The 12,499-nt window shown below is 66.1% G+C and carries 11 protein-coding genes; 3 read left to right on the forward strand and 8 right to left on the reverse strand.

Annotated elements, in window-relative coordinates:
• The 7 genes from HIM68_RS15985 to HIM68_RS16015 all read right to left on the reverse strand — a co-directional run bounded on the left by HIM68_RS15985 (window position 1) and on the right by HIM68_RS16015 (window position 7,449).
• Window positions 1–246 carry a DUF4244 domain-containing protein gene (locus HIM68_RS15985; protein WP_172173905.1) on the reverse strand — a complete coding sequence of 82 codons (246 nt, stop codon included), beginning with the start codon at window positions 244–246 and terminating at the stop codon, window positions 1–3.
• A 186-nt stretch (window positions 247–432) separates the two neighbouring features.
• Window positions 433–1,035 (reverse strand): GNAT family N-acetyltransferase, encoded by a 603-nt coding sequence (locus HIM68_RS15990; protein WP_092016110.1) that lies wholly within the window; start codon window positions 1,033–1,035, stop codon window positions 433–435.
• 42 nt (window positions 1,036–1,077) lie between these two features.
• Window positions 1,078–1,674 (reverse strand): type II secretion system F family protein, encoded by a 597-nt coding sequence (locus tag HIM68_RS15995; protein ID WP_253904004.1) that lies wholly within the window; start codon window positions 1,672–1,674, stop codon window positions 1,078–1,080.
• A complete protein-coding gene (locus HIM68_RS16000; RefSeq protein ID WP_172173908.1) occupies window positions 1,671–2,366 on the reverse strand; it encodes a type II secretion system F family protein in 696 nt (231 codons plus the stop codon). The genes HIM68_RS15995 and HIM68_RS16000 overlap by 4 nt, the downstream gene beginning before the upstream one ends.
• Complete coding sequence (locus HIM68_RS16005) at window positions 2,363–3,535, reverse strand: TadA family conjugal transfer-associated ATPase (RefSeq protein ID WP_172173911.1); 1,173 nt, start codon at window positions 3,533–3,535, stop codon at window positions 2,363–2,365. The genes HIM68_RS16000 and HIM68_RS16005 overlap by 4 nt, the downstream gene beginning before the upstream one ends.
• Window positions 3,532–4,539 (reverse strand): septum site-determining protein Ssd, encoded by a 1,008-nt coding sequence (gene ssd / locus HIM68_RS16010; RefSeq protein ID WP_172173914.1) that lies wholly within the window; start codon window positions 4,537–4,539, stop codon window positions 3,532–3,534. Before ssd ends, HIM68_RS16005 begins: the two co-directional genes overlap by 4 nt.
• A gap of 243 nt (window positions 4,540–4,782) precedes the next feature.
• On the reverse strand, window positions 4,783–7,449 hold the full coding sequence (locus tag HIM68_RS16015; protein ID WP_172173917.1) for a hypothetical protein: 2,667 nt from the start codon (window positions 7,447–7,449) through the stop codon (window positions 4,783–4,785).
• A gap of 337 nt (window positions 7,450–7,786) precedes the next feature.
• On the opposite strand from HIM68_RS16015, the gene acs reads away from it, so the two are divergent.
• Together acs and HIM68_RS16025 are read left to right on the forward strand one after the other, a co-directional pair.
• The gene (gene acs, locus HIM68_RS16020) at window positions 7,787–9,724 is read left to right on the forward strand and encodes an acetate--CoA ligase (RefSeq protein WP_172173920.1); all 1,938 of its coding nucleotides are present in this window, start codon (window positions 7,787–7,789) and stop codon (window positions 9,722–9,724) included.
• Between the two features lie 179 nt (window positions 9,725–9,903).
• On the forward strand, window positions 9,904–10,311 hold the full coding sequence (locus tag HIM68_RS16025) for a phage holin family protein (protein ID WP_039211350.1): 408 nt from the start codon (window positions 9,904–9,906) through the stop codon (window positions 10,309–10,311).
• An 82-nt stretch (window positions 10,312–10,393) separates the two neighbouring features.
• Here the strand turns inward: HIM68_RS16025 and HIM68_RS16030 are convergent, their stop codons facing one another.
• The gene (locus HIM68_RS16030; RefSeq protein ID WP_172173923.1) at window positions 10,394–11,398 is read right to left on the reverse strand and encodes a TetR/AcrR family transcriptional regulator; all 1,005 of its coding nucleotides are present in this window, start codon (window positions 11,396–11,398) and stop codon (window positions 10,394–10,396) included.
• A 111-nt stretch (window positions 11,399–11,509) separates the two neighbouring features.
• Between HIM68_RS16030 and HIM68_RS16035 the strand changes: the two genes are divergently transcribed.
• On the forward strand, window positions 11,510–12,469 hold the full coding sequence (locus tag HIM68_RS16035) for an ABC transporter ATP-binding protein (RefSeq protein WP_172173950.1): 960 nt from the start codon (window positions 11,510–11,512) through the stop codon (window positions 12,467–12,469).
• The last annotated feature ends 30 nt before the right edge of the window (window positions 12,470–12,499 follow it).

Below are 12,499 nucleotides of genomic sequence, written 5' to 3' on the forward strand. Positions count from 1 at the left end.
TCAGCTACCCAGACCGAGCGCCGAGGAGATGACCCCCGTGATGAGTTCCTTGATCGGTTCGGATTTGAGGACCACGACGAGAAGTGCGGCGAATCCGCACGCGGCCAGAGTGGTGATCGCATATTCGGCTGTGGTCGCTCCGGCGTCGGGTTCCCAGAACTGTTCGATCTCGCTGTGGTCCTCGACCGGTTCCGCGTGCCCGGTCGGTGGGTCCTCGATCTGCGGGGACGGTGATGTGGTGGCCATGCTCTCCTCCTTGGCTGAAACCCCGTTCACACTCTGCGAGCGGACCTTCAGCCTGGGAGTCGGCATGCTGCCGTGTCCAGGGCCGGATTCGCACCTGTGGAAACGTGTTCTGCATCCACAGGCTCACCGTGTGTGAGTGGAGGCGCCGTCCACAGGAAACGGCGTGCGAGTCAGTGGCGGGGCGCCTCAGCTGTTGCCGGCCCAGTCGTCTCTGAGGATGGCCATGATGACTTCGTCGTGGCGCCGGCCGTTGAAGAACACGGCTTCGCGTCGACGGCCTTCTTCGACGAATCCGGCTTTCGTATAGGAGGCGATTCCACGGGTGTTGAACGCCCAGGTCTGCAGCTCGATGCGATTGAGTCCCAATTGGAGGAACCCGTATTTCACGGCCAGTCGCACGGCATCCGAGCCGTATCCGCGACCGTGGAATTCAGGGCCGAGGACGATCGCCAGAGTAGCGGACTGGTTGATGGGATTGCGTCCGTAGAGGGTGACATGGCCGACGAACTCCTCGGTTTCGGTCAGCTCGATGCTGAAGCCGACTGCCTCGCTCGAGGTGTTCGCACTCCACTGCGAGAACTGCTCGGACACACCCCCTTCGGGCCGCGGCAGAACCGTGTGATTCTGCAGGACGACGATCGAGGGATCGAACCACCACTGTTCGAGGTACGGCAGATCATCCTCCCTCAGCGGCCGGAGACGCACAGATCGACCGACGAAGAGATTCTCGGCGTAGTCCTCGGCTTGTTCGACATTGGACAGCTGATTGAAAGGTGTGACCGGTGCCATGTCCCGAGCCTATCGGTCGAGTCTGAAAACCCGGTCACCACTTCAGAAGAACACGGTCGTGAGGTCGGTCAGCAGTGAGATGACGACCGGAACGACAGACAGCAGCAGGAACGCCGGCAGAATGCACACGCCCAAAGGCAGCACCAGCTGCACACCCAAAGAGGCGGCCGCCTCCTGCCGACGCCGACGGGACGAAGCCCGCAGCTCCTCGGCCACTGACTCGATGAGAGGTGCCGGGCCGACGCCGGTGTGTTCGGAGAACTCGAAGACCTCGAGCACCGGCAGCAGGCGATCGTCGTCGGCGAGCCTGCGCCTTCCGATCGTCATTGCACGGGCGATCCTCTGCAGACCCGACCGGTCGTCGGTCGCCTCGGCGGTCAGGGTCAGCGCCACGGGAATCGGCAGACCGGAGGTCAGGCAGATCGCCACAAGGTCGAGGTCGAACGCCAGCTGATCATCGGCCACTGCTCCTGCCGTCCCCGACTCCGGCGTTCCCGCCTCCCCGGCAGCCGCCTCGGTGTCGGTGGGAACGGATCGGCCCTCGCCGAGGAGGCTCTGCAGTCTCCCGCGGGTCGGTCCGGACCACAGGAGCACGCCGAGTCCGACGCAGACACCGATGAGCACAATCAGCATGGTCATCTCTGTGCCCTGAGCATCATCGTCCGCATCCACCACCGGCCGGCCCCGTACAGGAGGAGACCGGCACCGATGCTCAGCTGTCCCGGCAGTCCGGTGATGAGTTCCAGAGGGCGGACGCCGATGAGCAGACCGAGACCGACGCCGATGAGCGGCAGCCAGCTGAGCACCCGCACCGTCGACCTCGGTCCGGCCATGGCGATGCGGCGTTCGCGTTCGGCGTCGAGGGCGTCTCTCTGGGCTGCCGCATACCTGAGGATCATCTCCGCTGCCGGTGCTCCGGAGCGTTCGGACACCGTCCACACAGCGGCCATTCCCGACAGCACGTGAGCGGCGGTTTCCGACAGTCCGGAGCTGCGGATGGCGATGGCACGTCCGGGTTCCTCACCCAGGGAGATGGCTCGTGAGATCGGGGTCAGGACGTCGTTGCGGCGACTCAGCGTGCTCATCACCGCCTGCGGGGTCATCCCCACCTTGAGCAGGTGGGCGCAGTTCTCCACGGCGGCGATCGCCCACAGACGCTCGGCCTGATCGTCGGCGGTGTGACCGCCTGGGCGAAAGAAGGCACGCACCCCTTTCCGCACAGATTCTCCGCCCTCGCCACGGGGCAAGAGCTCGCGCAGCCTGGAGCCCGGGTCCGGAGGCGCGGCGAGGATGATCCCGGCCGCGATGAGGACGGCGGTGACGACGATCATTGCGCGGACTTCTGTTCGAGCACGGCTTCGAACCGGGCCAGGGCACGCCGATTGACAGTGCCGGCCGTCGACGGCGAGGGGCGACCCCACACCGGTTCCATCACCACTCCCTCGGATCCGGTCCTCGTCGGGATCGCCAATTCCGTGACTCCCCGCTCGGAACCCGTGCGACGCAGATGGATGACGAGGTCGATGGCGGTGGAGAACTGCGAATACACGGCGTCCGGACTCATCTGCGCCAGCGCACCGAGCGCAGCCACCCGGCTGGGCACGGCCTCGGCGGTGTTCGCGTGGATCGTCGCACACCCACCCTCGTGCCCGGTATTGAGGGCCGTGAGCATGTCCCGGACCTCGGCACCGCGGCATTCCCCGACGACGAGGCGATCGGGCCGCATCCGCAGGGCATTGCGCACGAGGTCGGTCAGGGTCACTTCGCCGCCGCCTTCGACGTTGGCCTGACGCGCAGCGAGCTGCACGGTGTGCGGGTGGGTGACGATGAGCTCGCGGGAGTCCTCGACGATGACGATGCGTTGGATCGGTTCGACCAGCGACAGCAGAGCGCCGAGGAGGACGGTCTTTCCCGTGCCCGTTCCGCCGGAGACGAGGATGTTCGCCCGCGAGGTGACCGCCTCGGCGACGAGGGGGCTGATCTCAGCGGGGACGAACCCTTCGGCGCAGAGCTGGGAATAGGGGAATCCGGCCCGTTTGGGTACGCGGAAGCTGATCGTCGTCGTCTCCCCGGAGATCGGTGGGACGATCGCGTTCATCCGCACCCCGTCGGGCAGACGAACGTCGACATAGGGGGAAGAATCGTCGAGGCGGCGCCCGCCGAGGGCGGCCAAACGCACCGCCAAGGACCGCACGTCCTCTTCGGATCCCAGCGTCAGGTCGAGCAGCTGGGGACCGTCACCGGTGTCGGCGAAGACCTCCCGCGGCCCGTTGACGAACACGTCCGTGGTGCCGGGCACCTCGAGCACGGACTGCAGGGGTCCGGCCCCGGACAGCTGCGCGGACAGCCGGGTGACGAGTTCGAGCAGGGCGGAGGAACCGAGCACGCGTCCGGTGCGCTGGACCGCCTCGGCGACGGCGGCCGTGGTCACCGGTCCCGGATTGTCGAGCAGCGTTTTGCGGACATCGGCGACGAGCGAGGCGTCGAGCCATTCGCTCATTCCACCCACTCCCCCAGCAATCGGTCGACGAGGCGGCCGAGGTGCGCCCCACCTGGGATTCCCTCGCCGCGGTCGACGGCAGCGGACAGGCCCCGATCGTCGCGGATGCTTCCAGCCAGGCTCAGCCCGATGGAATCGGCGAGGAGGTCGGCGTCGAGCCCGCCGGCCCCGGTTTCACGGACGACGAGGCGCACATCCGGGTGGGCTTGGGAGAGCCGCTTGGCCACTTGGGAGGAGGCGACGGCGGATCTGACCCGGGCCGGGGAGACGAGGAGGACATGATGGCAGCGCCGGGTCCACCGGGGTGGGGCGTGGCGGGGCAGATCGACGATGACGAGGTCGAAGGCCTGGCCGGCCGCGGCGAGGAAGTCGTCGAAGACGTCCGGGTCGAGGTCGACGGTGTCGTCTCGCCCCCAGGACAGAAGGGCGAGCCCGTCGTGGCGGGGCAGCGCTTCGGCCAGGGTGGAGGGGCGCAGCTGTCCGCGGGAGGCACTGAGGTCGGTCCATCGCGGACCGGGGGCCTGTTCGGCACCGAGGACGAGGTCGAGTCCCCCGCCGAGCGGGTCGGCGTCGACGAGGACGGTGCTGTGATCGGCTCCGGCCCGCCGGGCGAGTGCGCAGGCGAGCACGGAGGCTCCGGCTCCCCCGCATCCGGCGACGACGCCGACCGTGGTCCCGGGTGCCGTCGGCGGTTCGACAGCGGCGATCATCCGCCCGCTCAGCCATTCCGCAGCAGCAGGCAGCACGGCGAGCTGGTCGACGCCGAGGTGCGCGGCCCTCGCCCAGGTCGAGGAGGGTTCGTCATCGTCGAGGACGACGAGGATCGTGTCTGCCCGGTCGGTGGCGGGGGCTTCGCGGACGTCTTCTCCGAGGAGGATGAGCGACGCGGACTGCCAGCCTCCGGAGTCGGGAGGCAGGACGGTCAGCGAGATGCCGATGCTTTCGGCCACTCGGGCGCATTCTTCCGTGATCGCACCGAGGTCGGTGATGAGGGCTACCTGCATGCACCGAGCCTGGATCCGCCCGGCTGTCACCGGCCAGGCCGGAGTGCCGCCCTGTGGATGGAACGACGAAGGGGCGCCTCCTGTGAGGTTGAGTCACAGGAGGCGCCCCCAGCGGCAGTCGGCGGCCTCCGTCCACGTCAGCCGCGGTGGGCCGACCGGCCGGTCACATCATGTGGTGCCGGTGGGCACCGATTCGACCGAGGTCTGTCCACAGCGTTGACGCGTGAGTGGATTCCAGTCGGCTCAGCCGCGCTGGATTCCTTCGATATTGCGCAGGATGCCAGTGGTGCTGCCGTCGGAGTCGCGGACCTTGAACCAGGATCCGTTGTCTTCGAGGCTGAGGTACCAGTCGCCGGGGTAGATCGTGAACACCGGCATTCCGGTGGTCTCGTCCACGGCTTCGCGCGGTTCGGGAACGGCGAACCAGAAGGCCTGGATGATGGGGCGTCCAGCGTCCTGGTTCTCGGCCTGACCATTGTCCTGATCGGCGTTCCGTCCGTCGTTCGGCGCATCACCGGACCGGTTCTGCCCCGCATCGGCGGGCACCGGCTGGTTGTCGACGGCCGTCTGTGCCATGGTCTCGTCGTTCGACCTCTCCGCGCCCCCGTCGGTCTCCGGCCGGTTGGCGTAGTCGGCCACGGGAACGTATTGAGTCGGCTCTTCGCTTTCGGGAGCGGTGGTCCGCTCCGAGTTGACTGCCGGCTCCATCACAGCGGTCGCCTGTTCGTCGTCGTCCGCGCCCGTCTTGCCAACTGAGGTGGGTTCATCATCTGACACGACCTTGTCGTCGGCCGGGGTGCTGACGACGGTGGCATCGGTTGAGCGGATGTTGGCGTCGTCGTCCGGGTCCTGCACCGTGGTCCCGTCGGTCGATGCCGGGGAATCCGATGGCGAATCGTTCGACGCCGCATCTGCCGAGGCCGCATCTTCCGATGCATTTCCTGTCGAGGCCTGACCGACATCGGTCGAGGACTGCGCAGCCGAATTCGCGCCGGCGACGTTCGCACCTTCGGCGGCGTTCGTGTCGGACGATTTGGCGTTGACCTTGGAGACCAGGTCGCTGCTCTCGGACGGTGACACCACCGTGGGGGTCTCGTCTGACTCCGACGAGGCTGCCGTGGACCGGTCCGCGGACGTGTCGTCGTTCGCTTCATCCTTCCGAGCAGCCGACCCGGTGTCGGTCGATTCCGCACCGAGGGTCGATTCCGCACCGGACGTCATTTCCGCGTCGGACTCCGTTTCGGGAGCGGCGTGGCGGCCACGGCGACGTTCGGAATCCGAATGCGCGGCAGCGACGCCGGCAGCACCGGCACCGATCACTCCGGCGCCTGCGGCAGCGGCCGCGGCGCCCGAGTGTGACTTGTCATCGGACTGCCTGGACTGGGCGTCAGACGCTGCAGGCTGGCTGCCCGACTCAGCAGCCCGGCTTCCCGCAGCGGCGGTCTGGTCTCCGGTCGCATCGGTCTGCGGCTGTCCGGCTCCGACACCGAATGCCTGAGTCGGTTCGCTCTGCGAATGCTGTGGGGCGCCCGAATCGTGACGACCCAGGTAGGTCTGTCCGTCACCGGTGCTGTGCACCGGTCCGTCGTCCGAGGCCTGGTCGGATGCTACGTCCGCGGATTCGGGCGCAGCGCCCGCGCCCGAGGTGCCGGAAGCGGCGGGTGCGGCGAAGGAGCTAGCCGAACGCTCGGAGTCCTGCTCCTGCGGCGGAGCGTAGGGGCTGGGCTGGTTCTGCTGGTCGGAAGGCTGGGCCCGCTGTTCCGGAGCGGCGAACTGGTTCTGCTGTTCCGGACCGCCGAACTGTCCTGATTGACCGAACTGGTCCTGCTGCCCCTGCTGTGCAGGCTGACCCGACTGTCCTGGTCCGCCGAACTGGTCCTGCTGTCCGGGCGCACCGAACTGAGTCGGCTGGGCGGACTGTCCCGGGCCGCTCGGCTGACCGAACTGATCCGGCTGACCGGGCGCCGCCTGTCCCACACCGGCCGGAGCCGCTCCGTAAGGCGCGAATCCGGGTGCACCAGCGCCCGGGCCGGCAGCACCGGGCACATTGGCCACTGGTGCCGGATGCTGGGTGTGCTTGGTGACAGGGCGAGCCTTCGGATGGGTTTCGATGTCCTCGCGGCCGGCGAATTCCTTGGCGAAGAACGGCAGCATCGTGAATACTCCGGCGAAGAACGCGATGAGGCCGGCGAAGAACGTCAGGTACGAACCCACATGCCAGTAGACCGCCGAAGTGAGCAGATCGACGAACACATAGGTGAAGGCGATCGCCGAGAGCACGGAGATGAACTGGTCGAGGCTGAGCGATCCGACTCGCAGTCGGCTGTTGCCGAGCTTGTTGACGAGCACGGCCGCCACGATGAGCAGAATTGTGAGCACTCCGAACACGAGCGCGCCCATATCGGCGACATTCCAGTGCCACAGAGTGGTCGTCTCACTGCCGAGGCCGTAGTCGTAACCCCGGTAAGGCACGAACAATGCGATGAAGGCGAGCAGTCCGGCGAACAGGAGGAAGAGATCGCGCAGAGTCAGCGGGCCGAGGATTCCCGGGCCGGTCTTCTGCTTCGGCGCAGGCGCCTGACCGAACTGGCCCTGTCCCGGAGCCGAACCATAGGGTCCCGGCGCCGATCCGTACTGACCGGGAGCAGAACCGTACGGGCCAGGTCCCGAACCGTACTGAGCCGGAGCCGAACCATAGGGTCCTTGTGCGGCGGGCTGTCCCGGTGCCGAACCGTAGGGTCCCGGTGCGGAACCATAGCCCGGCCCGGGAGCAGAACCGAACTGCCCTGGCCCCGAACCGTAGGCCGGCGGCTGACCACCAGGCTGCTGCGCGTTCTGGCCCGGGTACTGCGGGGGCTGATCCTGCCACGGCTGTGGCCCGGACCCGGTTGGATGCTGCGGCGAACTCATCGCTGACTCCAGTCGATCTCGGGGAAAAGCTAACAGTGTTTCCGTGTCCGCGCGGGACGGATCCCGACAGACTCTGACCCCATCCTTGCAGAACACAGGCCACCTGTGCACTCATATGCGCATTCTCAGGCACGTCGAAGACTCCTCAGTCCCCCGCCGAGGCGGCCCTTCCGTCGCCGCGTAGCCGTCGAAATCGCGTGAGCTATACCACGATAGAAGCACGGTGGCTACCCCCGATTTGCCTGTTCATCGAGTGAAACTGCTCTCCCCACCCCCCGACCACAGGTATACAGTGCAACTAGAATTTTCGATCCACCAAGGAAGTCGGAGGGAAAGCATGACCGAAACCGCTGCCGAGCAGACCGAGACATTTGCCCCACCTGAGCAGTTCGCGGCCGCCGCCAACGTCAAGGCCGATGAATACGAACGCGCCGAGGCGGACTACCTGGGTTTCTGGGCCGAACAGTCCCGTGAGCTCGTCGACTGGCACGAAGACTTCGACGAGATCCTCGACTGGACGAACCCGCCGTTCGCGAAGTGGTTCGTCGGCGGAAAGCTCAACGTCGCTTATAACTGCCTCGACCGTCACGTCCTCGCCGGCAACGGCGACCGAGTGGCCATCAACTTCGAAGGCGAACCGGGCGACTCCCGCACCTTCACCTATGCCGAACTCCTCGCCGAGGTGTCGAAGGCGGCGAACACGCTGATCGACCTCGGCGTGAAGACCGGCGACCGGGTGGCCATCTATCTGCCGATGATCCCCGAAGCGGTGATCTCGATGCTCGCCTGTGCCCGCCTCGGTGCGGCGCATTCCGTCGTCTTCGGCGGATTCTCCGCCGATGCTCTGCGCTCGCGCATCATCGACGCCGAGGCCCGCGTCGTCATCACCGCCGACGGCAGCTACCGGCGCGCCAAACCCACGAGCCTCAAGCCGGCCGTCGACGAAGCGATCGCCCAGGGCGACACTCCCGTCGAGCACGTCCTCGTCGTCAAGCGCACCGGTCAGGACGTCGACTGGGTCGAAGGCCGTGACCAGTGGTGGGAGGACTCCGTCGGCCAGGCCGGCGACACACACGAGTGCGAATTCTTCGACTCGGAGCACCCGCTGTTCATCCTCTACACCTCCGGTACGACAGGAAAGCCCAAGGGCATCCTCCACACCACCGGCGGCTACCTCACTCAGGTGCTCTACTCGATGAAGGCCGTCTTCGACATCAAGCCCGAATCCGATGTCTTCTGGTGCACCGCCGACGTCGGCTGGATCACCGGTCACTCCTATGTCACCTACGGCCCACTGGCCGCCGGCACCACTCAGATCATCTACGAAGGCACTCCGGACACCCCGCATCAGGGTCGTTGGTGGGAGATCGTCGAGAAGTACAGAGCCACGATCCTCTACGCCGCACCGACGGCGATCCGCACCTGCATGAAGTGGGGCGAGGAGATCCCCGCGAAGTACGATCTGTCCAGTCTGCGCCTGCTCGGCAGCGTCGGCGAACCGATCAACCCCGAGGCCTGGCGCTGGTACCACCGCGTCATCGGCAGTGAGCGCTGCCCGATCGTGGACACATGGTGGCAGACCGAGACCGGGGCCCACATGATCGCGCCTCTGCCCGGCGTGCTCTCAACCAAGCCCGGCTCCTCACAGCGTCCGATTCCCGGCATCTCCGTCGATGTCGTCGATGATTCGGGTGAGAACCCGGCCGGCCCCGAAGGCGGACTGCTCGTCATCCGCCGCCCATGGCCGTCGATGCTGCGCGGAATCTGGAAAGACCCGGAGCGCTTCAAGGAGACCTACTGGTCGCGGTTCGAAGACACGTACTTCGCCGGCGACGGCGCCCGCCGTGATGAGGACGGGGATATCTTGTTCCTCGGGCGTGTCGACGACGTGATGAATGTGTCCGGTCACCGCCTGTCCACCGCGGAGATCGAGTCCTCGCTCGTCGCGCATCCCAAGGTCGCCGAGGCGGCTGTGGTCGGCGCCGCCGACGACACGTCCGGTCAGGCCGTCGTCGCGTTCGTCATCGTCTCCAACGGCGTCGAGGACTCCCCCGAGACCTCTGAGGAGCTGCGTCAGCATGTGGGCAAGGACATCGGCCCCATCGCGAAGCCGAAGAAGGTGCACATCGTCACGGACCTGCCCAAGACCCGCTCGGGCAAGATCATGCGTCGCCTGCTCAAGGACGTTGCCGAGAACCGCGAGGTCGGCAACACGTCGACCCTCGCCGATGCCTCGGTGATGGATCAGATCGAAAAGTCCGTCACAGGAGCCTGAGCCCCTCGCTCTGAGGCCGAAATCGGATGACCCGTCGGTGACAGACGACCCTGCCGCATAACGGCGGTCGTCCGGATCCGACGGGTTTTCCCGGTTCCCCGCCGATTCGCCTTTGGCCGCAGAGCCCGTTCAGACTACTCTTAAGTTAGATTGTCCTCGTTCTCGATTTAGGAGCTCTCATGGCCGAACGGTCCATCAGCGAACTGATCAAAGGCATCAGCGACGATTCCAAAGCGATCGCCGAAGAAGAGATTGCCCTCGCCAAGGCCGAGGCCACTGCCGGTGCGAAGAACCTGGGCATCGGGGCCGGACTGGCCATCGTCGCTCTCTTCCTGCTCTTCCTGTCCTCGTTCATGGTGATCTTCGCCGGTGCGGCCGCATTCCATGAGGGTCTGGGCTGGCCATGGTGGGGCAGCTTCCTCATCGTCTTCGGCATCCTCGCCGTCATTGCGATCATCCTCGTCCTTGTGGCCCTCCCGCTGTTCAAAAAGGGCAACCCGGTTCCCGGCACCGCGATCGGTTCGGCCAAGTCGCTGGTGGCCTCTGTCAAGCGCGCAGTGAAGAATCCCTCGGGACCCAGGTACTGACACCTCTCCCAATCTGAGAACCGCGGCAGATGCGAGAAGCGGCGCCGGACATTCCGTCCGGCGCCGCTTCTCGCATTCACGCTCAGCGTCGCTTCGCGACTCGCTCCTTGGCTTCCCGCAGAACCTGACGTTCCCGTTTCCGTGCCTCGGCCAGCACCTTCTGCGCCTGCCGGACCGCTTTCTGCGCCTCTCTCAGCTTCTTATCGGCCGCTACCGCAGGGTCATCATCGGCGATCGCGGCATGCCCTGCAGCCGCTGCCTCCGTCGCATCATCGGACGCGGCGACTGAGGTCGCTGCGCTCGAGCCGTCGTTCGCCACGTCGGACACGGCACCTGCCCGCGCGTTCACGATCGCCTCGATGAAGGCCTCCACCCCGTCCAAACCCCGTTCGAGCCCGAAGTCGAAGGGATCGAATTCCGAGGCGAAGACCCCCGCATCGATCGCCTTCCTGAGGAAGGGATATCCATCCTCGGTGATGACGGCGTCGAAGAGACGCTGCTCCCGCGCCGCCACCTCGGCGGCGTCCAAACCGGTCGCTCTGCTCTGCTCCTCGTAGCCTGCCGCAATCAGCCCTTTCCAACGAGCCGCACCGGTGACGAGAAGAGAGACAGCGATCCCCTCCTCTTCGGTCAGACCGGTATCGCGGAGCGCCTCGAGATCGGCTTCCAGCCAGGCCGAACTGTTCGGGGTGATCGGACTGCCGGTGATCGGCATCGACAGCAGCCAGGACTGACGCGAATAGATCTGTGACTGCGCCTCATAGAGTTCACCGAGTCGTGCCCGCCAGCCGAGATCCTCCGCGCCTGGCTCCGGAGGCAGGCCGGTCGCCTCCTCCTGCATGAGCAGCAGCAGATCGTCCTTCGAGCTGACATAGCGGTAGAGCGACATCGGCGTGTACCCGAGTCGTTTCGCGACCGCCGACATCGACACCGCCTGAATGCCGTCGCTGTCGGCGATCTCAATCGCAGCGTCGACGATCTTCTCGACGCTCATCTCCCTCTTCGGCCCCCGCTGGGGAGTCGCCGCGACACCCCAGGCCAGTGCGATTCCACTGGGAAGCTGCTCGATCAGATCATCCGTGCTCATGCCGCCAGTCTATATTGTGTATGGCATATATTGCGTGTTATTGTCATACACAGTTTCTGTCATATACAGAAACTTGCTCCGGGAACCACGACTCGTGAGAGGACTCCCATCATGACCACGGACAGTTCAACCAGCACCGCACAGGACTCAACGGCACCGTCACCGAAACCGACAGGGCACAACGACACGGGTGACCTCCGTTCTCCCGCTATCTCCTTCACACAGGTGGGCAAGCGCTTCGGAACGAAGACCGTCCTCGACGGACTCGACTTCCACGTGCACAGAGGCGAGGTCTTCGCACTTCTCGGCTCCAACGGCGCCGGGAAGACCACATGCATCAATATCCTCACCACACTCGTCCGCCCTGATGCCGGATCAGTTCGAGTCATGGACGTCGATGTGCGTGAGTCACCCGCCGAGGCGAAGCGGCGATTCGCCGTCACCGGCCAGTCAGCTGCCGTCGATGCCCACCTCTCGACCGAAGAGAACCTCGTCCTCCTCGGTCGGCTCTCCGGACTGAGCCGGAGTGCCGCGAAAGCGAGAAGCCGCGACCTCGCCGAGAGGCTCAGCCTCACAGCCTTCATGTCCACCCGGGTCGCCGCACTCTCCGGCGGTATGCGTCGCCGCCTCGACCTGGCTCTCAGCCTCGTCGTCCCCGTCGAGGTGCTCATTCTCGACGAACCCACCACCGGGCTGGACACCCGCTCCCGGCAGGAGCTGTGGACTGAAGTCAGCGAGCTCTCCCGAGGCGGCGCGACGGTGTTCCTCACCACCCAGTACCTCGACGAGGCCGATGCACTGGCCGACCGGATCGGCCTGCTCGACAGCGGCCGAATGGCGGGTCTGGGCACACCGGCAGAACTCAAGGCACGCATCGGCGAGGACACCGTGTCGATCCGCGGAACAGACGGAACTCAACTGGATGAGATCGCGACCGACGGCACTGTCGCCGGCCTCGCCGCGGCTCTCGAGCCGTGGACTTCCCGATCGCCTCGGGCCTCGGTTTCCCTGCACAGTCCCAGCCTCGACGATGTCTTCCTCGCTTTCACCTCGGCCGGCTCACCTCACTGAGCGCTCGATATCCGATCCCACGTCTCCGAT

The organism is Brevibacterium sp. CT2-23B (genome assembly GCF_013168765.1).
Taxonomy (GTDB): Bacteria; Actinomycetota; Actinomycetes; order Actinomycetales; family Brevibacteriaceae; genus Brevibacterium; species Brevibacterium sediminis.